Raw genomic sequence first — 26,830 nt, 5'->3', positions numbered from 1 at the left:
AACACCACCACAACAGTCCCGGAGATTACCCCGATTACTCTCGACGCGACCGAGTTCCAAGTCGCATAATATCGAAAGACGCAGAGTGAAACGCGAACCGATCTACACCACTCCACGGGGCACTATCGCACAACCACTGGAGAGCGATATGCGCTGAAAGGCGCACGTATCGTTCGGCGGGAGGCCGACGGAAAAGGACCCGCGAAGCGGGCACCTCGCCGGCGGCCTACCCGACTCGGGAGGGGGCGTTGGAAAAGGACTGAGAAGCACCTCGCCAACGCCCTACCTCGCGGTGCAGCGCTTCACGCCCTTGCTGGTTGAGGCGGCCCGGCCGTGTCGGCACCAACCCAGCGACAAGTGGTTCATCGACGAGACCTACGTGAAGGTCGCCGGCCGGTGGACCTACCTGTACCGGGCCGTTGACCAGCACGGCCAGGTCATCGACGTCCTCGCCAGCACCCGCCGCGACCAGGTGGCTGCCCGGCGATTCTTCGCCCGCGCGCTGGCCCATGGGCGATGGCAGGCCGAGGTCACCACCGACAAGGCCCCCGTCTACCCGAGGATCCTCGACGAGCTGCTCCCCGAGGCCGGCCACGTCGACGCCGCCCGGGAGAACAACCGGATCGAAGCCGACCACGGCCGGTTGAAAGCACGGATCCGGCCGATGCGTGGACTGAAACGCCTGCGCTCAGTCCAAACCATCAGCGCCGGACACTCCCTCGTCCAGAACATCCGCCGCGGCCACTACGAACTCGGGACCGACAGCAGCCCGCAACTGAGGCTGGCAGCCGCGTTCACCGAACTCGCCACAGCAGTCTGACCAGCAGGCACTCCGGTCGCTGGCATGCCCAGCCTCCCCGCAAGGCAACAGCGCCGTGGACATCGCCGATGCAACAGCGCCCGAGTGACCGTTCACGCGGCCACGCCCTCCTCCAGGTGACGGGCCAGGACCCGCAGCAACTGTTCCTGCGCCGGCTCGTCCCGCAGGTAGAAATGCCCGCCGGGGAGGGTGTGCAGGTCGAAGCCGCCGGTGGTGTACCGCTGCCAATCGGCGAGCAGGGCCGGTGGGATGTAGTCGTCGGCGCCGCCGACCACCGTCATCGGGTGCGGCAACGGCTCGTCCGGCAGATACTCGTACCGCTCGAACATCTCCAGATCAGCACGGTACGCGGGCAGCACCAGCCCGAGCAGTTCCGGTTCGGACCGGATGGCCGGGGGCAACCCACCGAACTGCTCGCTCACCGCGTCGAGGAAATCCTCGTCCGGCAGCGCGTGGATCGGGGCACGTTGCAGGCCGTGGTGCGGCGGGGTGCACGCCGACAGCACCAGCCGGCTCGGGCAGGGAAGGCCGCGGGCCCGCAGCTCCCGGGCGGTGTCGAACGCCAGCAGCGCGCCCAGGCTGTGCCCGAAGAACACGAAGGGCTCGTCGAAGGTGAACTCGCTGACCAACGCGCTGACCACGTCGGGCACGGCGGTGAAGGGCTTCTCGGCCAGCCGGGAACCGCGGCCCGGCAACTGGATGCCCAGGACCTCCGTCCTCGGCAACCGCTGCGCCCAGCGGATGTACTCGCCGGGCGAGCCTCCGCTGTGCGGGAAGCAGTACAGGCGCGTCGGGGCATCCGCGCGCCGGGCCCGCAGTACCGCCCACGGTGATGTCGTGCCGGTCATCGAGCTCTCACCTGTCCGATCGTGCTCATCCGCTCCTCCACCAGGCCTGCGATCCGGGCGGCCGTGGGGTTGGTCAGGACCTCCTTGGCGGAGAAGTCCACGCCGAACGCCGTCCTGGTCCAGGCCGCCAATCGGGTCGCGATCAGGGAATCTCCGCCCAGATCGAAGAAACTCTCGCGCTCGCCAACGTCGCTGATACCCAGGATGTCGCCGATCGCCCGGCTCACGCGCCCCGCCACGCTGTCGTCGGGCGCGGTGCCGCCGGCCGCCGTTGCGGCGGCCGGCTCGTCGGGGGTCACGATGGCCTGCTCCGCGCCGACCAGCTGGGACGCGGCGGGCGGCTCCACCAGGTACGGCCGGCGGTCGAATGGATAGAGCGGCAGCCGGACCAGCCGCGGCGTCCGATCCTGGTGCAGGCCCGCCCAGTCCAACGGGACCCCGGCCGCCCAGAGCCGGCCAGCCGCGTGCAGCATGCTTTGGCTGTCGGCCATGCGGTCCGCCGGGTGCGGCAGCGAGCTGAGGATCGTGTGGGCGTCGCCGGCGGCCGGGTGCTGACGCGCGAGGCTGCTCAGCACCCGGCCGGGGCCGACCTCGACCAGGATCTGGCCGGGATCGTCGAGCAGGTGCTGCAGCGCGGCGCCGAAGCGCACCGGGCTGCGCAGGTGCGACGACCAGTACGCCGCGGTGGCGACTTCGTCGCCGGTCGCCCAGCGTCCGAGGGTGTCGGAGAGGAACCGCACCTGCGGCGGCCGTGGTTGCGCGGCGCCGACCGCGGCTTCGAAATCGGCCATGATGGGTTCCACCAGCGCGGAATGGCCCGCGGTGGAGATCCGCAGGAGGCGCGCGTCTACGCCGCTCTCCCGCAGCTCGGCGGTGAAGGCCTCGACCGAGGCGGCCGGGCCGGTGACCGTGCACTGACCGGGTCCGTTGACCGACCCCACCGAGAGGTCGTCCGGCAGCGCCGGCAGTTCCTCCTCGCTCAGCGGCACCGCGGCCATCCGGCCGGCCGGCAGGCCCTGCAACAGCCGGCCCCGGGTGACGACCAGGCGGACCGCTTCGGCGAGCGGCAGGATCCCGGCCGCGCACGCCGCCGCGTACGCCCCGAGGCTGTGGCCGACGACCGCCGAGGGAGTGACGCCCCAGGACTGCCAGAGCCGGGTCAGCGCGTACTCGACGACGAGCACCGCCGGCTGCCCGACGCCGATCGTCGCCATCCGCTCGGTGGCCTCCTCGACGCCACCGGCCTCGGGGAACAGGATCGTGCGCAGGTCGATGCCGAGAAGCGGCGTGGCGTACTCGCAGCCGGCATCGATCGCCTCCCGGTACACGGGTTCGCGCTCGTAGAGCTCCCGGGTCATGCCGACGTGCTGGCCGCCCTGCCCCGGGTACATGAACACGACCGGTCGGTAGGCGGTCCGGCCGTCGTTGGTGAACAGCCGTTCGGGAGCCTCGCCAGCGAACACGGCAGCGGCGTCGGTGGCGCCGTCGCACACCGCGAACCGGCGAAACGGCTGCGCGGTCCGGCCCCCCTGCAACGTCCTGGCTACATCCACTAGGTCGAGCGCCGGGTCCTCGCGCAACCGGGCGGCGAGGGTCCGGCTCATCGTGTCGAGCGCCGCGGGGGTACGGGCGGACAGGACGACGAGCTGCCGCGTGGCGGTCCGGCGGGCCGCCGGTGCCGGAACCGGCGGCTGCGCCAGGACGACGTGGGCGTTGGTGCCGCCGATGCCGAGGGCGTTGACCCCGGCCAGGCGGGGACGCCCGTCGGGCTGCCACCGGGTCAGGGCCGTGGCGACGGAGAACGGGCTGCCCGCGAAGTCAATCTCCGGGTTGGCCTCCTCGAAGTGGAGGCTGGGCGGGATGAGCCCGTGCTCGACCGCGAGGACTGCCTTGATGAAGCTGGTGACGCCGGCCGCTGCGTCGGTGTGCCCGATGTTGGTCTTGACGGAGCCGATACGGCAGAAGCCGCGATTGTCGGTATCGGCCCGAAACGCCCGGGTCAGCGCGGCGACCTCGATCGGATCACCCAGCGGCGTCCCGGTGCCGTGCGTCTCGACGTAGGTGACGTCGCGCGCGTCCACCCCGGCCACCAGCTGGGCGGTGCGGATCACCCGGGCCTGCCCGTCGATGCTCGGCGCGGTGAAGCCGACCTTCCCGCCCCCGTCGTTGTTGACGGCGGTGCCGCGCAGCACCGCGTGGATGTGATTGCCGGCGCGGAGCGCGTCGCTGAGCGGGCGCAGCACCACCAGGCCGACCGCGCTGCCACCGACGGCGCCCGTGGCCTTGGCGTCGAAGGCTCGGCAGTGCCCGTCGGCCGCCAGGATGCTGCCCTCGGTGTAACCGCTCACCGGCGGGGGCACGTGCACGGTGACGCCGCCAGCGAGCGCGATGTCGCACTCGCCCGACAGGAGCGCCTGAGCCGCGAGGTGGATGGCCACCAGCGAGGTCGAGCACGCCGTCTGCACCGTCATCGCGGGACCGCGCAGGCCGAGTTTGTGAGCGGTCCGGGTGACCAGGAAGTCCGGGCCGGTGGCGATGCGGATCTGCCAATCGTCGAGGAACGGCAGCCGGCCCCGGGCCGCTTGCAGGGCCGCGGCGTACCCGGTGGTGCTGCCGCCGGCGTACAGGCCGATGAGCCCGTCGTAGGTGGCCGGGTCGCAGGCCGCGTCCTCCAACGCGTGATAGGCGCATTCCAGGAAGACCCGCTGCTGGGGGTCGATGACCAGGGCCTCCCGCGGCGGATACCCGAAGAACGGGGCGTCGAACATCTCGGCGTCGTCCAGCACGCCGTACCCGGAGTAGTGCTCGCCGGTCCCGTCGGCCGCCGGCGCGATGCGGAGCCGTACAGACTCGACACCGTCACAGATGTTGCGCCAGAACCGGTCGACGTCGGGCGCGCCGGGGAATCGTCCCGCCAAGCCGACAACGGCTACCAGGGCGTCGTTGTCAGTGTCCATCATGGTCCCCGTCCCCGTCGTCCGTCGCGGCCGGCCGGGCCGGCGTCTGCATCGCTTGCGCCGCCGTCCGCCGCAGCGCTCTCTGATGCTGGGCATGGCGGGCGCGCCGGGGCTCCTTGCTCAGCCTCGCCCCGGCCGGCGGCCCGCCGGAACGGCTGAGATGATCCGCGAGGGCCTGGATCGTGTAGTGCTCGAACAGGGCCATCAGGGGCAGCTCGTGCCCCAGCTCGCGAGTGATCCGGCGGTGCACGTCAGCCAGTTGCAGCGAGTGCCCGCCCAGATCGAAGAAGCTGTCCGTGGCGCCGACCTCCGTGACGCCAAGGACGTCCCGCCAGATCTCGGCAAGCTGACGCTGCAGGGCCGAGGGGGGCGCCGCGTGCGGCTCCGGCGGGTCCGTCCGGGTGGCGGCGACCGGCGGCAGGGCGGCCCGGTCCACCTTGCCGTTCGCGGTGATCGGCAGCGAGTCGAGCACCACGAAATGCCGGGGCACGAGGGCCGCCGGCAGCCGCTCGGCGAGGTACCGATGCAGGGCTCTTGTCCGCGGGGGTTCGGCCGGGTCCGCGGGCGTCACATAGGCGATCAGGAACACGTCGCCGGCCGCTTCGCCCGGCTGCGCGATCACGTAGGCGGACTCCAGCGCCGAATGCTCCTGCAGGACCGCTGCCACCTCGCCGGGCTCCACCCGGTTCCCGCGGATCTTTACCTGGTCGTCAGTGCGGCCGGCGAAGTCGAGACTGCCGTCGGCGCGGCGGCGGGCGAGGTCGCTGGTCCGGTACATCCGGGCACCGGAACGGTCCGCGAAGGGGTCGGGCAGGAACCGCTCGTCGGTCAGGTCCGGGCGGTTCAGGTACCCCCGGGCGACGCCCGGCCCGCCGATGAAGATCTCGCCGACCGCGCCGTCGGCGACCGGCCGCAAACCGTCGTCGAGCAGGTAGATGCGGGCGTCCGGCAGGGGACGGCCGATGGACGGCAGCCGGGGCACGCCGTCACCGGCCGGCCGGACCGGGCCGGAGGTGACGATGACCGTGGTCTCGGTCGGGCCGTAGTTGTTGACCAGGCGGAACGGCAGGCCGGGAGCGGGCCGGACGTGCAACTGCTCGCCGCCGGTGAGCAGCAGCCGGAACCGGCACGAGGCCGGCCAGGACAACCGGAGCAGTCGCTCGGCGATCGCCGTGGTGAAGAACCCGACGGTGATGCCGGTGTCCAGAACGCAGTCACGTAAGGCCTCCGGCGACAGCACGGTCTCCGGTTCGACGGTCTGCAGGCAGGCGCCGACCGCGAGAGTGGGCCAGATGTCCCAGACCGACGCGTCGAAGCCGGGCGACGCCACCAGCGCCACCGTGTCGGCCGCGGTGAGCCCGAACTGGTCGATGTCGCACTGGATGAAGCTCGCGAGCGAGCCGTGTTCGATCTGCACGCCCTTGGGGGTACCAGTGGAGCCGGAGGTGTAGACAACGTACGCGAGGTTCTCCGGGTCGACGGCGGCCGGCGTCACCGTCGGCGCCGGCTCGCCGGTACTCACCCCGCCGTCGAGCTCGATGATCGGGACACCCCGCAGTTCGGGGCAGTCCAGGTCACGAGCGTGGTGCTTGCTGGTGATGACCGTGACCGGACCGGCCATCGAGAGGGTCTGGCGGATCCGCGGCACCGGGTGCTGCGGATCGACCGGAAGGTACCCGGCGCCGGACTTAAGCGCCGCTACGGCCGCGGTCACCTGGTCGATGCCGCGTGGCAGGTAGATGCCGACCAGCGACTCCGGCTTCGCTCCGTAGGCCCGCAACAGCGCCGCGAGCCGGTCACCGTACTCGTTGAGTACGCCGTAGGACAGGGTACGTTCGCCGTCGCGGATCGCCGGGCTCTCGGCAGCAGCTGCTGCCTGCTGCTCGAAGAGGTGATGGGCCAAGGGTGACAGCTGGTCGTGATCGCTCACAGCGGCCTCCGGTCGGGGGTCAGGGCGCGGGTGATCCCATGTTCTCGGTGTCGTGGGACACGGCCGAAGGATCCACGGGCGAGGGTTCACCGCCGCCGGCATCGGGCCGGGCGCGCCGGGGCAGCCCCACCAGGGCGACGAGGGCGGACAGGCCGACGACGACCGCGCCGATCACAAAGACCAGCTCCAGCCCGTGGGTGAACGCCTGGGCGGTGAGGCGTTCCAGGTCGCCGGTGAAGCCGGACAGGTCCTGGGACTGGCCGGCGGCGATCTGGTCGGCGGCCTGGCCGCGCAGCGGCTCGGCGACCCCCACGCCGGCGAGCCGGTCCCGCAGATCGGAGGTCAGCCCGGTGGCCTGCACGGTGCCGAGGACAGCGATGCCGACGACCGTGCCGAACTGCATCGCGGTCTCCACCGTGCCGGCCGCGGCGCCGGCCTGCTGCGGCGGCACGGCGCCCAGGGCCACCGCGTTGGTGGGCGGCAGGGCCGCCCCCCAGCCGACCCCGATCAGCGCCACCGCCCAGGAGTACTGCAGGTAGGGGGTGTCGACGCCGCCGATGGTGAGGCCGAACAGCCCGAGAGCGCCCAGCAGCAGCCCGCCAGCGACGAGCGGACCGGCACCGAGCCGGGCGAACAACCGCCCAGAGAGGGGCGCCATCACCGTGAGCGCGATGGCCGCGGGCAGGAAGCCGAGGCCGGCGCCGAGCGGGCCGTATCCGAGCACCTCCTGCAGGAGCAGGGAGAGGAAGTAGAACGACGAGGAGAGCGCGAAGCCCATGGCGAACGAGATGAGGTTGGCGGCGGCGAACGCGCGCTGGCCGAACAGACGTACCGGCATCATCGGGTGCGCCAGCCGGAACTCCACGATCAGGAACGCGACCAGGGCCGCCACCGCGACCACGAAGGCGCCCACGATCACCGGCGAGGTCCAGCCCTGGACGTTGCCCTCGATCACGGCGTAGGCGAGGGCGGCCGACCACAGCGCGCCGAGCAGCAGGCCTGGCACGTCGATCCGGCCCTGTGGGTTGCGGGCCGCGGCCGGCACCACCGTGGCGAGCAGCACGATGACGGCGACGCCGATCGGCAGGTTGATCCAGAAGATGCTGCGCCAGCCGAGGACCTCCACGAGCCCGCCACCGACGACCGGCCCGAGCGCGATCGCCGCGCCGGACAGGCCGCTCCAGATGCCGATCAGGCGGGCCCGGTGGGCATCGTCCCTGGAGATCTGCGCGATCATCGCCATGCTGCCCGGAACCAGCATCGCCGCGGCCGCGCCCTGCACGGCCCGGCCGGCGATCAGCGTGCCGGCACTAGGGGCCAGGGCACACAGCGCCGACCCCACGACGAACAGCCCGAGGCTGGCGATCAGCCCGGTACGGTGCCCGAGCCGGTCGCTGATCAGCCCGCCGACCAGCAGCAGGCTCGCGAAGCAGAGCGTGTAGGCGTCGAACATCCATTGCAGACCGCTGAGCGACGCGTTCAGGTCCTCGCGGATGGCCGGCAGCGCGACGGCGCTGATCGACAGGTCCAGCATCGCCAGGAAGGCGGCGACAAAGACCGCAATGGTGGAAAGCGGGCCGTGTTTGCGGTGCCCAGTCTCGGGGCCAGTCATGGTGTCCTCTGGAAGTTCGTCTCGGCATGGCACAGGCCGGCACGTCGAGGCAGACGGTGTGGCGATGGGCCGCCGGCGCACCGGACGTGGACCGGGTCAGTGATCCGGGTCGAGTAGCGGGAACAGGCGGGCGACCACTGCGACCGGCGCGGCCCCTTGCGGCCGGGTCTCGGGCCGGGTCTCGCGGTGGCGGTACTCGGCCAGGAGACCGCGGATCTTCGCGCCGAGTGCGGTGAGCTCCCTCGGCGTGAGGTAGATGACCTCGCTGAACGCCTCGTCGTTGCGCCAGCGCGCCGGCGCCTGCTCGCGCAGCGCCAGCCACCGTCGGTAGCTCTCGTCCTCGAGTCCACGGGCAAGGCAGGTCATCGGTTCGTCGGTCACCTGCTCCACGCCCGGACGGATCAGCCGCCAGGGCCGGATCCGTCCCCGCGTCGTGGGCACCGGTTCGATCAGCCGGTACCGCGCCAGCTGACGCAGGTGGAACGAGTGACTCCCGGTGTTGCCACCCAGCTCCTGGGCGGCCTCCGTGGCGGTGAGCGTCTCCCGGGTGCGCAGCAGCTCCATGAGTGCGGCCCGGATCGGGTGCCGCAGCAGGGCGACCACCGCATCGTCGCGGATCGGCGGCGCCGAGTTGGAACCGCTGGACGCGACCTCGCCTTCGAGCGGCGAGCCCTCGCGAAGCTGCTTCGCCGTCGGCACGGGGCCGTCGTCGCCGGCCGCCCGATCGGACGGGTCGGGACCGCCGAGAGCTTGTCCATCCGTCACTTTGCAAAGTATTCTTCTTTGCAGAGTGGACGTCAAGTCGGGCCCGCCCGGCGAGCTGCGCTTCACCACCGTCCCGGAACGATGGTGATCGCGCGGTGACATCACATCCAGCACAGCGACACCCACGGCACCGGCGGGCGCCGTCTGCCGTGGAAAGGAGCCAGCCATGGCCGTACTGCCCGTCCGGCTCTTCGGAGACCCGGTGCTCACCGTCCCGGCGCAGGAGGTGGCCACCTTCGACGCGGAGCTGCGCCGGCTCGTCCGGGATCTCGACGACACTCTGACCGACGAGCGCGGCGCCGGGCTCGCGGCCCCGCAACTGGGCATCAGCCTGCGCGTCTTCGCCTTCCACGTCGAGGACCTGCACGGGCACCTGGTCAATCCGGTGCTGAGCTTCCCCGACGAGGAGGAGCAGGACGGCCCGGAGGGCTGCCTGTCGATGCCCGGGTTGTACTTCGACACCAAACGTCGGCAGAACGTCGTGGCCAAGGGCTTCAACCAGCACGGCGACCCGATGCAGATCGTCGGCTCCGGCTATCTGGCTCGCTGCCTGCAGCACGAGACCGATCACCTCGACGGCGTGCTGTTCATCGACCGGATGGACCGCGAGCGCCGCAAGGCGGCGATGCGGGAGATCCGGCGCGCCGAGTGGAACACCGGCACGACCCCCCGCGTCAAGGTCAGCCCGCACGCGATCTTCGGCCGGCTGGGCTGACCGCTCGGCCGGGCCGTCCGCGGCCTCGGTGAGAGGGTCCGCGATGCTCCACGCAGTCGTCAACGGGAGTCCAGGGCGGGCCGGTCGATCAAGCCGTACCGGTCCCGGGGCATGGTTGCCCGGACCTCGATCTGTCCGAGCAGGTCGAATCCCGCGAGCCGCTCGTGCAGGAAGGCCCGCACCTCGGCCGCGCTGGGCGCGCGGCCGCCGGAGTGCCCGGTGACGACCGCCACGACGGTGAACCCGCGGCGGGTCCGGCGCAGCACCACCGCCGCGTCGAGCACCTGCGGGCACGTGTGCAGGACCCGCTCGACCAGGGCCACGTCGATGAAGCCGCGGTGGCGCAGGAGCCGTTCCCGGCGCGGGCCGAGATGACGCAGCCCGCCCGTGGCGCTCACCATTACGCAGTCGGAGGTGGACTGCGGTCGCCCGTCGGGTGTGGTGACCACCAGCGTGCCGGGTACGTTCGCGGGCAGGGACGCCCCACCGTCGTCGCGCACCGTCGCGGGGTACGACCCGAGCAGCACCAGTTCCGGCGGGTCCAGCGGATCCGGAGCCGGCGTCAGGATTCCGATCACCCGGCCGTCCCGCTGGTGGTAGGCGCTGATCGTGCACGCCGAGCCGGCATCCTGCGCCAGGGGGGCCAGAGCGGGCAACTGGTCACCGGGCACGACGAGGTCCAGTGCCCGGCCGCGCCGGGCCTGGGCCGCCGCCCGCACGGCGTCGGCGGGCCCCACCAGGCGGCGGGCCGTATCGGGTATCGGGCCGGGGCCGGCGGCGAACAGGAGCTTCGCACCACGCAGCCGCGCGGCGCCGGTCTCGACCGCGAGTATCCCGTCCGCCACGGATCCGAGCACCACCACGTCGTTGCCCGGGCCGGCGTGCGACCGGCCGGCCACGACGGCGGCCGCCTCCGCCTCGCTGCCCGGGCCCCGCCCCGCCGGTGCACCGGCGCGGTTCGGTGGCACGGCCGTGGCGGCCGCCGGACGGAACCCGGTCGCGTCAGCGGTGGCCAGCGACGCCACGGCCGCGGTGAAGTGATCGAGCATCGCGCCGGCGCCAGCATCGTCCAGGGTCTCCGCCCGGTAATCCAGTCGGATCCGGCAGACCGGCCAGTCGGCGCGGATGTGCAGGGTCCGCTCGAAGGTCGAGGACGTGTTGGGCGTGAAGAAGTCCCATCGCGCGGTCATTCCCGGCATGTCCAGCGCCAGCCCGGCTGGGGGCCGGGGGAACGACATCCCGCACTGGGTCATCAGCCGGGAGGCGCTGCCGTCCGGCAGGTCGCGCAGCAGGCTCGGGAACGGCACCCGGCGGTACCGGCGCAACCGGCCCAGCGCCGCCCGCGCCTCGCCCACCGCGGCGGCCGACGTCGTGGACTCCCCGGCGCGCACCAGCATCGGCACCACGTTGACCTGGACGCCCGCGACCGCGCGGGTTGTCTCGTCGCTGATGTCGGAGGCGATGGCGAGCATCGGCGCCGGCTCGCCATACCAGGTGAGCTGCCGGGCAAACGCGGCGACCAGGCAGGTGAACGTGCTGACCTCATGGCGGGCGGCGAGATCCCGCAGGGCCGTCACGTGGGCGGTCTCCAATTCCACGGTACGGGTGGTCCGGATCCCGCGAACACCCGGTGTACGCCCCGACGGCAGCGGCATCGGCTCCCGATCGCCACGCAGTTCCCCGGCCCAGTAGCGCACCGCCTCGGCGGTCAGCGCCGGCTCCGCCTCCGTGGGTATGACGTGGGGCAACGGCTCGACCTTGGCCGGGACGCCGGTGACAAGTCCGGTCAGGTACTCGGTGAAGTCCCGGGCGACGAGGAACTTGCTGCGCCCGTCGAAACCGGCGTGGTGCACGGCGAAGACGATCGTCCGGCGGCCGGGCCCGTGCCGCAGGTCGTGGAACCGGATCGGCGGTTCCACCGACAGGTCCCACCGGCGCCGGCTTTCGTGGTGGGCGGCCCACTCCCGCGCGGCGGCGCGTTCCGCCCCGGGCTCGCACGCGACATCGGTGGTGATGAACAGCAGGGCGTCGGCGGCGGCATAGACGACCTGCCGCAGCTCGCCTTCGTCGTGCCGCAGCACCGAACGCAGCGGCGGATGCCGGTGCAGCACCGCCTGGGCGGCCGCGCGCAGCCGGGTGCCGGTGAGCCCGGCCGCGGCGCCGCGTGCGGTGAGCATCACCGCGAAGTATCCGGTGCTGCTCAGGTTCGCATGGACCTGCTCCTCGGCCCAGAGCGCGAGCTGGGCCTGCGAGACCGGCAGGCTCGTCACCGGCGGCGCCGACGTCGTGAAGCTCATGGCGCTGTGGCCTGGGACAGGCTCGATCCGCGGGCCCGGCGCTCACCGGCCAGCCCCTCGGAGATGAGAGCGGCGACCGCATCCCGGTCGATCTTGCCGCTCGGTGTCCGGGGCAGGACGGGCAGCACCATGACGGAGACCGGCACGAAGACTGCGGGCAGCACCCGGCGCAGCGCACTGATCAGGTCGTCGGCCGTCGCGGGACCGGGGGAGCCGGCCAGCACGACGGCGGATCGCAGGCTGCGGTTGCCCGAGCGGGTCCGCACGACGACGGTGGCGGCGGCCTGGACCATCGGCTGGGCGAGCAGTTGCGCGTCGACCTCGAGCAGGTTCACCCGCACGCCGCGAAGCTTGACCTCGTCGTCCACCCGGGTGAGGAAGCGCAGCTCGCCGTCGACCAGCTCGACCAGATCGCCGGTGCGGAAGGCACGGGTGTGCCCGTGGGGGGACAGCGGGATGTCGATGTAGCGCTCGGCCGTCAGCTCGGGCTGATTGCGATACCCGCGAGACATCGGCAGGCCGGCCACCAGCAGCTCGCCCACCGCGGGCTGGTCCGCGGCGACCGGGTCGATCAGTACCTCGCAGTTCGGCAGCGGGATCCCGATCGGCGGCAGGGCGGGCCAGCCGGAGCTGGGGCCGGTCAGGATGTGCGAGGTGACCATCGCCGACTCGCTCTGGCCGTAGTGGTTGACCAGGCGGGCACCGGGAAGGCGGGCGAACAGGCGTCGGATCTCGTCGGTACACACCACCTGCTCCCCCGCGGTGTTGACCTCGACCAGCTCCAGCCGAGCCGCGGTGTCGGCGGCCACGGCAAGCATCTGCAGGGCCACGTAGGGCAGGAAGAGCCGTTGCACCCGGTGCTCGGCCAGCCAGTCCAGCAGCTGCCCCGGCTCACGGCGCAGGCTCTCCGGCACGATGTGCAGCGTGCCGGCGCCACACAGGGTGCCGAGAATCTCCTGGAACGACACGTCGAAGTTGAGCGGGGCGAACTGCGCCGTGCGCAGGTCAGGGGCCGGCGAGTGGGCGGCTTGCCAGGCGACCATGTTGTCCAGGCAGCTGTATGGAATCGCGACACCCTTCGGCCAGCCGGTGGAGCCCGAGGTATAGATGAGGTAAACATCACGGTCGGGGTCGTGCTCCACGATCCGGGCCGAGCCCGGCCGGGTCGGCGGGGCCGCGCTGGCAGGGGCGGTGCCGGGTTGCGGGATGCGCTGGGCGATCTCCTCGGGGCCGAGGTCCGGCCGCTCGCCGAGATGCAGCAGCACCGCGGGCTCGCTGTCGCGGACCATGTGCTCCAGCCGGGCGAGGGGGTACTCGATGTCCAGCGGCACGTACGTGGCTCCGCACCCCGCGACTGCGAGCAGCGCGACGACCGCCTCGGCACTGCGGGGGCAGGCCACCGCCACCCGGTCCCCGGGCACCACGCCCCTGGCCCGCAGCAGTTCCTCCACCTCCCAGGCCCACGCCGCCAGCGCGGCGTACGAGAAGCTCCGATCGCCATCGACCACCGCGGTCCGGTCCGGGCAACGCTCAACCGAGCGATAGAGGGAGTCGAACAGGTACGGCGGATCGGCCTCGCCGCCCCACATCGAGATATAGGGGTAGCCGACGAGGGCGCTGCCCTCCTTCATCGGACGTCCTCCATCACAGATCCGGCGGCCGCGACGGACGGGCGGGCGGCGGACACCACCTCGGCCAGCTCGGCGACGGTCGGATGGTCGAACAGGGCACGCAGGGGCAGCGCGACGCCGAACTCACCGCGGATCCCCGCGATCACCCTCGTGGCGGTCGCCGAGTCGCCGCCCAAATCGAGAAAGTTCTCCGGAGGCTTGATGTCGTCGAGCCCCAGGGCCGACTCCCAGATCCGGGTGAGCCGGGCGGTGAGGGCATCGTCGCCTGTCATCATGTTCCTTCCAGAACAGGGCGGACCGGGATCAGGTCGGCCAGGGCCCGCTCGGGCTCGGCGGTCCACCGGTCGAGTAGGTCGACGAAGGCGTCCCTGTGGCGCTCGACGGTGTCCGGCTCGAACAGGTCCGCGGCGGCCAGCAGGACCCCGTCGGCGCCGCCCCGGTCATACGTGACGTGCAGCTCCAGCTCGAACCGCAGGGAGCGAGCCGCGATGGGCCACTCGCTGGCACGTAGCCCCGGCAGCGCCGGCACTGGGGCGCCGGGGTGCAGGTCGAACACGACCTGGGCGAGCGTCGGCCGGTTCGGCAGGCGGGGTGCCCGGCTGGCGGCGACGATCCTCTCGTACGGCAGCTCGTTGTGCTCCGACGCGGTCAGGCAGGCGTCGCGTACCGTGGCCAGCAGCCGCGTCAGCGACATCTCCGAGGTGCACCCGATGCGGATCGGGACCACGTTGACCAGGAATCCGACCAGCCCGTGGTCCTCGGGCCGTAACCGTCCGGACGAGGCGGTCGCGACAGTGATCTCCGCGGCTCCGCTGTTGGTGGTCAGCAGCCCGGCCCAGACCGACAGCACGGTCATGAACGCCGTGCAGCGTTGCCGCCGGCTTAGCTCGGCGATCCGCGCGGTCAGCTCGCCCGGCAGGGTGAACGCCGCGGACAGGGCCTCGTCGGTCCGCCGCCATTCGGCCGGATATTCGATCAGGCCGGGGCCGGGCACCCCGGCTCCGGCGAGTCGGGTGCGCCAGAACCGCTCGTGCTCGGCGATCTCGCCGGCCCGGGCCTGCTCGGCCTGCACGTAGTCTCGGTACGCTGGCGCAGGCGGCAGGGCCGGCTCCTCGCCGCGGATCAGCGCGGCGTACGCGGTGGCCAGCTCGCCGAGCAGCACGGACATCGACCAGCCATCCATCGCGATGTGGTGCACGGTGATCAGCAGGACGTGGTCGTCGGCGCCGAGGCGCGCGAGGCCGGTCCGCAGCGGCGGCTCGGCTCGCAGCTCGAAGGAGCGCCCCCGGGCCGCGGCGATCCAGCGGTGCACCGCCTCAGCGCCGTCGTCGGCCCGGTCGCGCAGGTCCGTGTGCTCCAGGGCGACCTCACTCCCGCGTGACGCGGGATGGACGACCTGCTCGGGGTGTGGTCCGTCGTCGCTGTAGGTGGTGCGCAGGATCTCGTGCCGGCCGACGAGCAGCTGCACCGCGGCCTGCAGGGCGGCTACGTCGAGGTCACCGATGAGCCGGACTGCCCGCTGGATGACGTACCCGCCGCTGCCCGGCCGTAGCAGCTCGCTGAAGAACAGCCGGCTCTGCCCGGCCGACAGCGGGGCCCGTCGCTCCGGACCGGTCATGACGGCCCGGCCGGCATATCGGCGTCGTCCAGCAGCCGCCCGGCGGCACGCGCGTACGCGGACAGGTCGTCCGCCAGCGTGTCGGCCAGTTCCTGCCGCCAGACCGCGATGCGGCCGAACGCGCCGGTGCAATAGATGTCGGCTAGGTCCTGGTCGCCGGTATCCGGGCCGTCGGTGGCCGCACGGGCGAGCACCAGTGACATCGTGACCAGCTCCTCGGCGAGCTGGCCAAGCAGCACCAGCGCACGGCTACGGGTCAGCAACTCGGCCCGCTCGGGAAAACGGCGGGCCATGGTCAGGCAGGTCCGGGCGTATTCGTGGATGCACTCCGAGAGTGCGCGGCGGTGGTCGCGGTTGCGGGCCGACAGCGCGCCTGCCGGCAGGTCCGCCGGCGCGGTTGCGGGGCTCATCAGCTCGTCGGCGTTGTCCGGCGGCGGGTAGAAGTAGGAGAGCACGACGTTGCCGGCCAAGCGCATCTGCAACAGCACCTCGGTTCCACCGGCGATGCGGGTGCCCCGGGCGTCGCGGAAGAGCCGCTCCAGCGGGATCGGGGGGACGCCACGGTCGGCCTTGCCCCGCGCCGTCTCGAAGCCCTCCCCGGCGAGCAGGGTCATCGTGCGTTCCGCGACCCGCCAGCACAGCAGCGACGTGATGTTCTTCGCGGCGACCTGCTCCGGCATGAGATTGACGGCCGGACCGTCGCCGCGCCCGTCGAGCATCGTCCACTGCGCCACGGTCTCCAGCGCATACGTGTCCGCCTGGGACTCGGCGGCCATCCGGCGGATCTCGGGATAGCCGGCGAGCACGCGCCCGTCGACGGCGCGGCGCCGGGCGTACGCGCGGGTGTGATCCAGGCAGGCGCGCGCGATCGCCAGCGCCGGCGCGGCCACGATGTAGAGCCGGCCGCGGGAGAGCACCGTGGCGCGTTCCGCGGTGAGCCACACGCCTTCGTGTTCATCGAGCAGGTGGTGCGGCGGGACGTGGACGTCGCGCAGCGACAGTGCACCGTTGGGAAAGCCGCGGAACCCCATGAAGCGCAGGCGGGCGCTGACCGAGAAGCCAGGCGTGTCGGTGTCCACGAAGAACACCCGGGTACGGTCACCGTCCGGTCCGCGAAGGGTTGCGGTGACCGCGACGAGGTCGGCGATGGGGCCGTTGCCGATGTAGAGCTTGTCGCCATTGAGCAGATATCCCTCGCCGTCACGGGCCGGCACGGCGGTCGTGCCGCGGGCGCGGTTCGCGGCGCCGGTGGGCTCGGTGTCGGCCATGGCGGTGACGGCGCCGGCCGCCATCCGGCGGGAGATGTGCTCGCGCAGGGGGCCGTCGGGCAGCACCGGCAGGTACGCCGCCGCGCCGATGCCGTTGTGGATGCCGAGCAGCATGCCGGCGGGAGTGGACCAGTGGGCGGCGGCCTCGATCACCCGGAATGCGTTGAACGGCGACAGGCCCCGGCCGCCGTGCTCGACGCCGGCCAGCAGGTGCAGACAGCCCTCGGCATGTAACGCCGCGGGCAGGTCCGGCGGCAGCTGCTGGCCGGCGTCGACGGCCTCCGGGTCCACGGTGCGTTCCAGGACCTTCTGGATGTCCTCGACGGCCTGGTCACCGACGGCTCGGTCGCCGCCGCGCTGCTGAGGGAACGGATGGATCGCCGGCCAGGGCAGCCGCCCGGCGCAGATCTCCTCCAGCAGGCTGACCGCGCCTGGGACGCTGAGCATGTTGCGCTTCATCGGGGCACGTCCGCCGGGTCGGCACTGTGGCGCACCACCCTCATCAGCTCGGCGAGTTCGCGCATGCAGCCACCCTCGGAGGCGGCGAAGCTCGCGGCGACTTGGTCCTGACGTTCGGCGGTCTGCTCCTGGCTCAGCTTGTACATGGTGTCGACACCGGTGACCTCGAACCGGAAGGCGCCGACGCCCGGGACAATGGAGCGGAAGTAGCCCAGCGACGGTCGCGGGTCCCAGCCGGAGCCGAACGAGCGCTCGAGAGCGTCCACGGTCCAGCGCACCACGTCGAGCGTTTCCTCCCCGGCGGGGATGGGGTGCGCCGTGCCGTGCGCGTGGATGCTGACGAAGTCCCAGGTGGGCGCGGCCGGAGTGGTCTGGTACAGCGCCGGTTTGACATAGCCGTGCGGGCCGAGGAAGATCAGCGTAGCGGCGGACCCGTCGGTCAGCGCGGCCCAATGCGGGTTGGCCCGGTTCATGTGCCCGAGCAGTACCGAGCCGGGCAGCGGCGCGTCGGCGGCGCCCCCCTCGTCGGGGTGCGGGATGACCGGTAGGTGGGTGAGCAACGGAGTCGGGTCGCCGTTGCCAGCGAGCACCGCCAGCGGATGGCGGCGGATCTCGTTGCGCAGTTGCGCGTGGTCGTGGTTCTGGTAGATGTCAGGTACGAACATCCGGCTCTCCGATCGTGACGAGGAGGCGTTTACCGAGTTCTCGCTCGTGTTCAGGAACATGCCAGACGTCGGTCATCCCGCCGCAGCAGTCAAGGGTCTGCCTTGCTCGCGCAACGCCTCGGCGAGAGACTCAGCAATCTCTCCCGCCCGGACCGCCGTATTGGACAGCAGCACTGAGGACAGTCCATGGCTGTCCTCAGTGGCGCCCTGCACGAAGATTCTGGAACGTATCTGCGGCGTGGTGAGGACCCGGTAGTCCCTCCCCAGGGCGACGCCCCCGTCGGTATCGAGCCGGCAGTGCTCGAGCAGGGGGCCGAGGAAGCATCGCGGGTCCACCGGCCGGTACCCGGTGGCGAAGACCACGAGGTCGCAGATCATCGACTCGGTAAGGCCTCTGGCCAGGTCGTGCACGGTGACCTCGGCGCCCGCCGGTGTCTGCACGCAACGCGTGATGCGCGAGAGGTTGTGAAAGTACAACCGCTGGTCGTGGACGACCTTCTCCTGGTAACTGCGCTCGAACAGCCCGGTGATGAGGTCGAGATCGACGACGGAGTAGTTCGTACCGTCGTGGTATCGCCGCAACATCTGGCGAATCTCAGGCGCCGCCCGGAAATGTACGTCCACCGCCTCGGGATCGAAAATCCGGTTGGCGAACGGGCTGTCGTCGGCGACCGAGTAACCGAACCGGGCGAAGACCGAATGGATCTGTGCGCTGGGGCATACCTGGTGCAAGTGGCTGGTGACCTCCGCGGCGCTCTGCCCAGCACCGACCACGAGGGCCATACCGATCTTGGCCACATCGATTTCGCGGAGCCGGTGCAACAGTTCGGAGCTGTGCCAGATCTGGTCCGACAGCGTGATGCCCTTAGGGGTCCACGGCTGCAGACCCGCGGCGAACACGACGTTACGGGCCCGGTGCCGGCGGACGCCGTCCGCCCGCTGCACAACGACGTCGACCTCCTGGACGAGGTCTCCCGTGTACACCGGCTCGATGCCGATGACCTCGGAGCCGTACTCGACGATTCCCGAGAATCGCGCCGCGGCCCACTCGAGATAGTCGTGGAACTCAATACGGCTGGGGAAGAAGTTTCTGCCGTTGATGAAGTCGACCAGTCGTCCACGATCCTGTAGGTAGCGGAGAAACGTGTATGGGCTGCTCGGGCTGCGCATGGTGGCCAGATCCTTGAGGAACGAGATCTGCATCCGTGCACCGTCGAGCAGCATTCCCTGGTGCCAGCCGAACCGGCTCTGCCGCTCCACGAACCGCAGCCGGCCGCTCTCGCCGGCCGCAGAGCCGGACAAACCCTGCTCCTGCAGCGCGATGGCCAGTGCAAGATTCGACGGCCCGAACCCGATGCCGAGCACGTCGACCGGCGCGTCGTCATAGCCCGCGTTGATGCTCAATGCGTACCTTCCCGTCGATGCTGCTATTTGCGCAGGCGCCGCTCAGATGGCGAGCCGGACGCGGTACCGGCCTAGCCAGTCGTTGAGATACAGTGCCATCTCCATGCTGAAACGGTTGACGACCGCCGCGGCCGGGCCGTCCGGGTCCTGTAGATAGGCGTGGACGACATCGAGATTGAGAAGTTCGCGCACGGGTGCCGAGCTGTCGCTGAGCATTTCGGAGACGCGCTGACGCAAGACGTCGTTGTACCGCGGATCGGTGGTGGGCGGGTATCCGGCCTTCTGGCGGAAGAGCACCGAGGGCGGCAGGAGGTCACGTACCGCAGCCCGGAGCAGGCTCTTCTCTCGCCCGTCGAAGGACTTCATCGCCCACGGGACGTTGAAGACGTAGTTCACCAGACGGTGGTCGAGGAACGGAACGCGTCCCTCCAACGCCGCCGCCATGCCGACGCGATCCTTGCGGTCGAGGATGATCCGGAGATACCCCGTCAGATTGAGGTGGGTCATCACCCGGGCCGCGCGGTCCTGCTCACTCTCGCCCACGAGGACGGGGACCTGGGCGACCATGTCGGAGTACAGATCCCGTTCGAACGTCTCACTGTCGAGGTCCTTGACCAGGTCCTCGCGCAGCAACGCGGTGTTGCGCAGCTGGTTACGCCCGACCATGCGGCGTGCGAACTCCAGCCATGGCAGCGTTGCCGCGTCGTAGTAGTGCCGGTCCAGGAACCAGGCGTACCCGCCGAACAGCTCGTCTGCCGCGTCACCGGTCAACGACACCTTGCAGGAGCGCCGGAACTCCCGGCACAGCAACAGCAGTGAGGTGTCGAGGTCACCGAGGGAGGTCGGGTAGTCCCGGGCGATGAGCACCTCGGAGCGGGTGGCCGGGTCCATCAGCTCATCCGTGCCCACCACGACGCGCGTGTGGTCGGCCCCCAGATGCTGCACCATTCGCTCGACGAACGGGTGGTCCGGTGTGGCCCGGACCTCGTCGGGCGTGAAGTGCTCCGAGTGACCGGCATAGTCCACCGAGAACGTCCGCAACGGACCGGTGTCCTTGTCCCGCATGACCTTCGCCGACAGAGCGGCGATCGCGCTGGAGTCCAGGCCGCCGGACAGGAACACGCCCAGCGGCACATCCGACACGAGCTGGCTGTGCACACTCTGCTCGAGCAGCTCGCGCACCGTCGCCACCGTGGTGTCGAGGTCGTCCGTGTGCTCCTGCGCTGTCAGGCTCCAGTACGTGGTCTGCCGGGCGCCGATCCGGCCGATCCGGCGTACCGTGCCCGGCGCCATCTCATGGACGCCCTTGAAGATGCCGTTCTCGGGACGCTTGACGAACGTGATGACGGCACGGAAGCCCTCCATGTCGACTTCCGGCGCGACTGCGGGGTGCTCCAGGATCGCCTTGAGCTCCGAGCCGAATACGACGCCACCGTCCACCTCCGCGTAATAGAGCGGGTAGATCCCGAACCGATCCCGGATGAGGACGAGTTCCTCGGTGCGCCCGTCCCATACAGCAAAGGCGAACATGCCGACGAACTGTTCCGCGCAGGCGGCTCCCCATTGCAGGTATGAACGCAGCACGACCTCCGTGTCGCTGGAGGTTTCGAACGTGTGCCCGAGCCCCGTCAGCTCGTTCCTGAGAGCAGCGTAGTTGAAGACCTCGCCGGTGTAGGCCAGGGCGACGGCGCTCCCGGCGGCGCCCGTGTGCACCATCGGCTGCCGGCCACCGGTGATGTCGATGACAGACAATCGGCGAACACCCAGGCCGACGCCGGGACCGACCCAGGTGCCCTGTTCATCGGGTCCTCGGCGATGCAGGACCGCGCACATCCGGTCGAGAACATCCTCGATATCGGGGAGCTGCTGTCGGAAGTCGACCAGCCCGGCAATGCCACACATAGATGGTCCTCCATTCTGTACGCCTCTGTACGCCTGCGCTAACCACTCGACGGGGCGGCAGGGGTCGACTGCGGGGAAGCAGCTGTGTTTCAGCGGTCGCCGGGCAGCAGGAGCCCTGCGGATTCGAACGCTTCCGCGGCGCCCGGAAAATCGAGAACGTCGTGTGCCTGAAACATGCGAATGGTCTTGTGGGCCGACCGGCGGATGTCGTCCCGAACTCGCTCCTGCGGGTAGGCCTCGTCAATGACCTGCCTCGCGTCGGAGTCGGTCAGGCCCGCGGCAGACAGGCTGCGCCGCACGGCGCTGACGTCCGGGCTCAGGCACGCCGTGATGATGTTCGGCAGGCTGCGCGCGACCAGCTCGCGCTGCCGGCGGTCCAGCTTGGCCCACAGTTCGTCATAGAAGACTGTGTAGAAGGCGTGGTGCGCCCGCTCGTCCGCGGCGTGGTCAGCGACGACCTGCCGGATGACCGGAACCACCGTCTCGTCCTTCGGAATATCCTTCAGCAGCTCGGTGACCACGGTCTCGAAGACGATGACCTCAAGCAGGTGGTCGAGCCCCGGCAGGTCCGCCCCGACCTCCCGACCGGCGTCACGCAACGTCTCCATGACCAGCGTGAAGTCATACCGCAAGGCGGGGATACCACTCGTGCGCTCCACCTGCTCGAGCAGGTCCATCCCGGACACGGCGTGGTACGCCTCGTCACAGTAGATCTTCCAGCCGTCGGTGCGTAGCTGCGCTGGCAGACCGAGCCCCAGCTCGTCGAGGGCGACGATGCGCGTACCCCGGTTGACCACCTTCGCCTCGAGGTGCACCACGAAGGACAGGTAGTCGTAGAGGCGGCGCGCGGTCAGCACCTTCTGCTGCTCGGGGCCGAGCTGGGCGATCAGTGGATGATCAAGGTAGGGCATGAGTTTCCGAGGGAACAGCGTCCACCCCTGGTCAAGCTCACCGAGCAACCGCCGCTGCGTCGACCGGACCCCGGCTCGCTCGTGCCACGAAGCCAGGCCCATCGACAGCGTCGCCTGCCACCCGTCGGCGAGCGCTGTGCCGGCGTTCTGCGGGCCGGATGGCGCCGGTGGCTCATCATTGGCGGTCGCCACCGGCACACTCGTTGCCGCAGCCAGAATGCCCAGGGTCTCGTAGATCTCATCGTGGCCGTCCACGATGAAACGCCGCGCATCCGCCGACAGCATCGCCTTGTGGACGGTGCCGGCCGCCGACACGGTTCCCGCGGCGAAGTCGATGGTGAGTACCTCGTCCGGCCGGTCGCGGACCACGTCGAGGAGCTGGTCGAGCGATGCTCTCGACACGACGAGCGGGGCGAGGCCGTTACGTGCGGCGTTGCGCTCGAAGATCTCGCCGAACCCGACCGCCAGCACGGCCTCGTACCCGAGCCCCTGCAACGCCCAGACCGCATGCTCCCGGCTCGATCCGCACCCGAAGGCGTCGCCGGTGAGCAGAATTCGGGCATCCTGGTACCGGGGGTCGTTGAGCACGGAATCCGTAGGCCTACCGTCCGGATGCCGTCGCCACGTCAGGAATGCGGCGTCGGCCAGGCCGGTGTTGTCCACGACGAGCAGCTCGGACTGTGGCGCGATCACGTCGGTGTCGACGGAGTCGCGACCCAGCGGAAGAGCGCGCCCTTGCAGGTACTTCATCCGGTCACCTCGGCCGGATGCGTCAGTCGTCCTGTGATGGCCGAGGCCGCCGCTGTAGCAGGGCTGGCCACGTGCGTGATCGCGCCCGCACCCTGCCGGCCCTCGAAGTTGCGGTTGGAGCTGGACACGCACCGCTCCCCGCGGGGAACGATGTCGCCGTTGATGGCCACGCACGAGGAGCAGCCCGGTTCACGCCACTGGAATCCGGCGTCGGTCAGCGCCGCGCGGACGCCCTCGCGTTCCGCCAGCTCGGCGACCCGCCGTGAGCCCGGAACCACCACCGCCCGCACACCCCGCGCCACCCGATGTCCGGCCACGACCGCGGCGGCGGCCCTCAGATCCTCGATCCGGCCGTTGGTGCAGGAACCGAGAAACGCATGCTGCACCTGCACCGTCCGGAGTTCCTGCCCCGGTGAGAGGTTCGTGTACGCCAGGGCCGCCTCGAAGGCCGACCGCTGGCTGTCCTGAACGCTGCTCGGAACTCGTCCATTCACGGCTTCCACGTGCGACAGGTTCGTGCCCCAGGTCACCTGCGGAGCGAGGCCGTCGACGTCCACGGTCGCCTCGCGGGGCGCCTCGGCGGCGTGCCGCAGCAGATCGCCGCCGCGACGGCGCGCGGCGGCCACGCGTTCAGGCGGCAGCCGTTCGGCCAGGTAGCTCCAGGTGATCTCGTCGGGCTGGATGAGGGCCGAACGGGCACCCAGCTCGGCCGACATGTTACACAGGGTGAAACGGTCGGCCATCGTGGTCGCGTCGATGTACGGCCCGCTCCACTCGATCCGCCGGCCCACCCCCCACCGCGGGGTCAGCTCACCGCACACCCGCAGCACGACGTCCTTCGCGCCCGCGCCCGGCCCCGGCACACCCGTCACCCGCAAACCGACGACGGGTTGCACCGATGTCCAGGCGGACTGCGTGGCCAGCACATGGGCCACCTCCGACGTGCCGATGCCCCAGGCAAGCGCGCCGAGTGCACCGAGGGTGGTGGTATGGCTGTCGCCACAGACGACGACCTGCCCGGGCAGCACGCGGCCCGACTCACTGACCGACACGTGCACGATGCCATGCTCACCGCTGTCCAGCGCCACCTGCTCGATGCCCGCGGTGTCCAGGTTCACGGAGAAGACGTCGAGCATACGCTGAGCGCGGGGATTCTCGCTGCCGATGCGCCCGGGCTCGGTAGAGACGACGTGGTCGGGGATACCGACGGTGCGGGACGCGTCCAGCACTGGTAGTCCCCGATTGGCCAGCATGGTGAAGGCCTGGGGCGAGGAGACTTCATGCAGCACGTGGAGGTCGACCGCCAAGAGAATCCGCGATCCGTCCCGGTGCAGTTCCGCCGCTTCCAGGAGGGCGTCCGTATACGTCGTCAGTGTCATCCCGGCACCTCCAAACTGTGGTCTGGGGCGAACTCGGCGAGGACACGCTCGCGATCGTCGTCCTGCGGTCTGCCGATATGACGGACGGCGTGCTCGCTGCGGGAGAAGTCCATGGCGATGCCGGGCATGCGGACGGCGTCGGCCCCGTGTGCGACGGCGGCCAACGATCCGCGCGCCATGACCTGCGGATCGTGGCTGAGCTGCCCGGGAGTCAGCACGGGGACCGCTGGAATGCCGGCCGCCAGCAGGTGCGTCAGCACGTTGTCGCGCGATCGTCCGCCGATCCACGCCACCATCCGGCGATGCACTTCATCCGGGTCATGCACCGCTCCGCGATCGAGGCCCTCGCCCCCCGCGACCCCGAGCAACCGGGCGATCGCGCCGCCGGTCGCCGCGCTGTGGGCGGACACAGCGATCCAGTCGCCGTCCGCGGTGGCGAAGAGCCCGCGGACATGCCCGCGCGCGGACGCGCCCGGGTCCTCCTCGCGGGACGCGTCGCGCACGACGTGCCCACCGAGCACACCGAGCAACGGCTCGTACAAGTTGACCTCGACCAGCTGTCCTCGCCCGCTGCGCTGCCGCTCGTACAGGGCCGCCAGTACCGCTACGGTGCCCTGCAGGCCGGCGACCGAGTCAGCCAGCCCGGTGGGCGGCAGGCGCGGCCTGTCGGCGTCGCCGTTCAATGCGGCGAAACCGCTCAACGCCTCGGCCAGCGTGCCGAACCCCAGCCAGCCCTCGCGCGGACCGCCCACGCCAAAGCCGGAGATGCGCAAGACGACCAGGCGAGAGTTGATCGCGGCGAGGGCCTCGTAGTCCAGGCCCCAACGCGCCATCGTCCCCGGCCGAAAGCTCTCGACCAGCACATCGGCGCGACCGACCATCCGCATGAGGTGAGTGCGTTCGGCCGGATCCTCGAGGTCCAGGCTGACCGTCTCCTTGTTGCGCCCGACGAAAGCCCACCAGGCCCCGTCGCCGCCACCGACGGTCCGGCCCATGGATCGCACCGGATCGCCGGGCTCCGGCCGCTCGACCTTCACCACGCGTGCGCCCAGATCCGCGAAAATACGGCCCACGGTGGGGCCCGCGAGGACTACGGACAGGTCGAGCACAAACAGTCCCGCCAAGGCCCCCGACGACCGGCCGCTCACCACCGCACCTCCATGCCTGACGCAGCGGCCAGCGGGAAGACCGATTCCTGCAGGCGCGTCAGCTGCTCGCTCGGATCACCGACCGGGAGCACATACAGCCGCTGCACGCCGGTACGGGCAAACGCTGCGAGCCGCTCGGCACAGTGGGTGGGCGGGCCCACCAGGGTGCGCCGGCGGAGGTCGTCGGGTGACACCTTGAGGAAGTCCGCGAGGATGGTTCCGGTCAGGCGCTCGGCGACGGCGGCGTCCTCGGTGATGTGCATGAAGCACGTCGAGGCGGCGAATCCGAAGCCGGTGTCCGGCGCGGCTCCGGTACGTTCTGCCCGAAGGCGCCGGGCCAGCCGCACCGCACGACCCATCGCGTCCGGATCGGCCATATACGCCGAGAAAAGCAGACCGTCGCCACGCTCCACCGCACGCCGCACGCCGGCCGGGGAACCCCACGATGCGACCCACAGCTTCGTTCCGGGCACCGGGCCGGGCGTCAGCGGGTCGTCCAGCCGGTAGTGCTTCCCGTGATAGGCCACGGGCTCCTCGCCACACAGGCTCGCTCGCAGGAGCCCCAGCGCATCGTCGAAGCGCACCCAACGCTCGTTTGCGGGCACGCCCGCGATATCGAGGTCTCGAAGCGACGAGCCGGCGGCCAGCCCGGCCCACACCGGGGCCCCCGCCAGACGGCTGATCCCGGCCAATGTTTTGGCGGTTACGGCCGGACCGCGAACCGTCGGCAGACAGGCCGCCGTTACCAGCCGCCGGCCCGGAAGGCGGGCGGCCACGAATGCCAGTGCCGCCAGACCGTCCAGCCAGGGAACCCGGAAGGCGATGTGGTCGCTGGCCGCCACCTCCCGAATATTCAGCCGCTCGGCGACCGCCAATAGGTCGTGCAGATCCCTTCCCGTGAGGGCCGGAGAGCCGAACCCGAAGTCGAACAATGGCAGATGCAGGCCGATCGTTAGGCCGGTCGTATCATCGATCACTGCGCCGTCCCGTTCAGCGCGTCTCGGTACAGTTGCTCGAAAACCGCCGGTGTGTTGTACCGAGCCGGACTGGGATCCAGCGAGAATTGGTCATACATGAGGTCCAGAACGTCTTCCGGGATCTCCATGCCGAGGGTCGCCGCGAAATGCCGGAGGTTGGCCCGGCCGGAGGCTCCGCCCAGGAGGATGCGACGTTCGCGGCCGACCAGCTCTGGCTCGACGAACTCATAGCAGATCGGATTGTTCATCAGCCCCGCGGCGTGGATTCCGGCTGCCGTCGAGAAGGCCAGTTCACCGAGCAGCGGCTTGTGCTTCCAGGGTCGTTCACCGATTATTTCCAGAACGGCTTGGGCCGCCTCGACGCAATTGCGCGGGTCCAGCGCAGTGCGAAACCCCAGCGATTCCCCGTGGTAATAGGTGAGGACGGCGAGTTCCTCCAGCGGGGTATTGCCAGTTCGTTCGCCGATGCCGGCCAGCGTGCCCTGCACGCCGGCCGCACCGGCCTGCAGGCCGGCAACGGCGTTGGCGAGACTTAGAGCGTGTCTTGCGTGGCCGCTTCGGGTACATATCTGATCATGGATGTGTTGGAGAGCAGCCTCGCCGGGCGGCTGGTCCCGGACGAGCTGTGGGAGCTGGTGGAACCGCTCCTGCCCCGGTTCGAGCATCGCTGGCAGGGTGGTGGGACTGCCCCGATCGAGGACCGGGCGGTGTTCACCGCGGTGGTCTACGTGCTGACCTCGGGGTGTGCCTGGCGGCATCTGCCGGCCGAGTTCG

Annotated in this window: 20 protein-coding genes and 1 pseudogene; 3 read left to right on the top strand and 18 right to left on the bottom strand. The window is 70.7% G+C overall.

Features of this window, described 5'->3' with window-relative positions:
- Window positions 1–283 precede the first annotated feature (283 nt).
- A pseudogene (locus tag AB1460_RS26740) lies at window positions 284–820 on the top strand (IS6 family transposase); the annotation flags it as partial.
- Window positions 821–912: 92 nt separating this feature from the next.
- Here AB1460_RS26740 and AB1460_RS26735 read toward each other — a convergent pair.
- The 5 genes from AB1460_RS26735 to AB1460_RS26715 form a co-directional block, all read right to left on the bottom strand.
- Window positions 913–1,668, bottom strand: a complete 756-nt coding sequence (locus AB1460_RS26735; protein WP_368964875.1) for a thioesterase II family protein — start codon at window positions 1,666–1,668, stop codon at window positions 913–915.
- On the bottom strand, window positions 1,665–4,628 hold the full coding sequence (locus AB1460_RS26730) for a type I polyketide synthase (RefSeq protein ID WP_368964874.1): 2,964 nt from the start codon (window positions 4,626–4,628) through the stop codon (window positions 1,665–1,667). Before AB1460_RS26730 ends, AB1460_RS26735 begins: the two co-directional genes overlap by 4 nt.
- The gene (locus AB1460_RS26725) at window positions 4,615–6,555 is read right to left on the bottom strand and encodes a non-ribosomal peptide synthetase (protein WP_368964873.1); all 1,941 of its coding nucleotides are present in this window, start codon (window positions 6,553–6,555) and stop codon (window positions 4,615–4,617) included. Before AB1460_RS26725 ends, AB1460_RS26730 begins: the two co-directional genes overlap by 14 nt.
- 19 nt (window positions 6,556–6,574) lie before the next feature.
- Window positions 6,575–8,167, bottom strand: coding sequence for an MFS transporter (locus AB1460_RS26720; protein ID WP_368964872.1), 1,593 nt, complete (start codon window positions 8,165–8,167; stop codon window positions 6,575–6,577).
- 96 nt (window positions 8,168–8,263) lie between these two features.
- The gene (locus tag AB1460_RS26715; protein ID WP_368964871.1) at window positions 8,264–8,932 is read right to left on the bottom strand and encodes a helix-turn-helix domain-containing protein; all 669 of its coding nucleotides are present in this window, start codon (window positions 8,930–8,932) and stop codon (window positions 8,264–8,266) included.
- Window positions 8,933–9,098: 166 nt separating this feature from the next.
- Here AB1460_RS26715 and def point away from each other — a divergent pair, with 166 nt between their 5' ends.
- Window positions 9,099–9,647 (top strand): peptide deformylase, encoded by a 549-nt coding sequence (gene def / locus AB1460_RS26710; protein ID WP_368964870.1) that lies wholly within the window; start codon window positions 9,099–9,101, stop codon window positions 9,645–9,647.
- A 59-nt stretch (window positions 9,648–9,706) separates the two neighbouring features.
- Here def and AB1460_RS26705 read toward each other — a convergent pair whose 3' ends face one another.
- From AB1460_RS26705 to AB1460_RS26645, 13 genes are all read right to left on the bottom strand, one after another.
- The gene (locus tag AB1460_RS26705; RefSeq protein ID WP_368964869.1) at window positions 9,707–11,944 is read right to left on the bottom strand and encodes a condensation domain-containing protein; all 2,238 of its coding nucleotides are present in this window, start codon (window positions 11,942–11,944) and stop codon (window positions 9,707–9,709) included.
- Window positions 11,941–13,575: an AMP-binding protein gene (locus AB1460_RS26700; RefSeq protein ID WP_368964868.1), complete on the bottom strand. Its 1,635-nt coding sequence runs from the start codon at window positions 13,573–13,575 to the stop codon at window positions 11,941–11,943. The genes AB1460_RS26705 and AB1460_RS26700 overlap by 4 nt, the downstream gene beginning before the upstream one ends.
- The gene (locus AB1460_RS26695) at window positions 13,572–13,850 is read right to left on the bottom strand and encodes an acyl carrier protein (RefSeq protein ID WP_368964867.1); all 279 of its coding nucleotides are present in this window, start codon (window positions 13,848–13,850) and stop codon (window positions 13,572–13,574) included. Before AB1460_RS26695 ends, AB1460_RS26700 begins: the two co-directional genes overlap by 4 nt.
- Window positions 13,847–15,193: a condensation domain-containing protein gene (locus AB1460_RS26690; protein WP_368964866.1), complete on the bottom strand. Its 1,347-nt coding sequence runs from the start codon at window positions 15,191–15,193 to the stop codon at window positions 13,847–13,849. Before AB1460_RS26690 ends, AB1460_RS26695 begins: the two co-directional genes overlap by 4 nt.
- A complete protein-coding gene (locus AB1460_RS26685) occupies window positions 15,190–16,908 on the bottom strand; it encodes an acyl-CoA dehydrogenase family protein (protein ID WP_368964865.1) in 1,719 nt (572 codons plus the stop codon). The genes AB1460_RS26690 and AB1460_RS26685 overlap by 4 nt, the downstream gene beginning before the upstream one ends.
- 8 nt (window positions 16,909–16,916) lie before the next feature.
- The gene (locus AB1460_RS26680) at window positions 16,917–17,585 is read right to left on the bottom strand and encodes an FMN-binding negative transcriptional regulator (RefSeq protein ID WP_368964864.1); all 669 of its coding nucleotides are present in this window, start codon (window positions 17,583–17,585) and stop codon (window positions 16,917–16,919) included.
- A gap of 72 nt (window positions 17,586–17,657) precedes the next feature.
- A complete protein-coding gene (locus tag AB1460_RS26675; RefSeq protein ID WP_368964863.1) occupies window positions 17,658–18,989 on the bottom strand; it encodes a lysine N(6)-hydroxylase/L-ornithine N(5)-oxygenase family protein in 1,332 nt (443 codons plus the stop codon).
- A 42-nt stretch (window positions 18,990–19,031) separates the two neighbouring features.
- The gene (gene asnB, locus AB1460_RS26670; RefSeq protein ID WP_368964862.1) at window positions 19,032–20,891 is read right to left on the bottom strand and encodes an asparagine synthase (glutamine-hydrolyzing); all 1,860 of its coding nucleotides are present in this window, start codon (window positions 20,889–20,891) and stop codon (window positions 19,032–19,034) included.
- A gap of 89 nt (window positions 20,892–20,980) precedes the next feature.
- Window positions 20,981–22,552 carry a 3-isopropylmalate dehydratase small subunit gene (leuD, locus tag AB1460_RS26665; RefSeq protein ID WP_368964861.1) on the bottom strand — a complete coding sequence of 524 codons (1,572 nt, stop codon included), beginning with the start codon at window positions 22,550–22,552 and terminating at the stop codon, window positions 20,981–20,983.
- Window positions 22,549–23,931, bottom strand: coding sequence for an aconitase family protein (locus tag AB1460_RS26660; RefSeq protein WP_368964860.1), 1,383 nt, complete (start codon window positions 23,929–23,931; stop codon window positions 22,549–22,551). The genes leuD and AB1460_RS26660 overlap by 4 nt, the downstream gene beginning before the upstream one ends.
- Window positions 23,928–25,079 (bottom strand): CaiB/BaiF CoA transferase family protein, encoded by a 1,152-nt coding sequence (locus AB1460_RS26655; protein WP_368964859.1) that lies wholly within the window; start codon window positions 25,077–25,079, stop codon window positions 23,928–23,930. The genes AB1460_RS26660 and AB1460_RS26655 overlap by 4 nt, the downstream gene beginning before the upstream one ends.
- Window positions 25,076–26,056 carry an LLM class flavin-dependent oxidoreductase gene (locus tag AB1460_RS26650; protein ID WP_368964858.1) on the bottom strand — a complete coding sequence of 327 codons (981 nt, stop codon included), beginning with the start codon at window positions 26,054–26,056 and terminating at the stop codon, window positions 25,076–25,078. Before AB1460_RS26650 ends, AB1460_RS26655 begins: the two co-directional genes overlap by 4 nt.
- Window positions 26,053–26,721 (bottom strand): hypothetical protein, encoded by a 669-nt coding sequence (locus tag AB1460_RS26645; protein WP_368964857.1) that lies wholly within the window; start codon window positions 26,719–26,721, stop codon window positions 26,053–26,055. Before AB1460_RS26645 ends, AB1460_RS26650 begins: the two co-directional genes overlap by 4 nt.
- Here AB1460_RS26645 and AB1460_RS26640 point away from each other — a divergent pair.
- On the top strand, window positions 26,632–26,830 hold a 199-nt coding region (locus AB1460_RS26640; protein ID WP_420497376.1), incomplete at its 3' end, for a transposase. The genes AB1460_RS26645 and AB1460_RS26640 overlap by 90 nt on opposite strands.

The sequence above is a fragment of the Parafrankia sp. FMc2 genome, assembly GCF_041008525.1.
Lineage (GTDB): Bacteria > Actinomycetota > Actinomycetes > Frankiales > Frankiaceae > Parafrankia.
The sequence above is the reverse complement of the archived record's forward strand: the minus strand, read 5'-3'. Positions and strand labels throughout refer to the sequence as shown.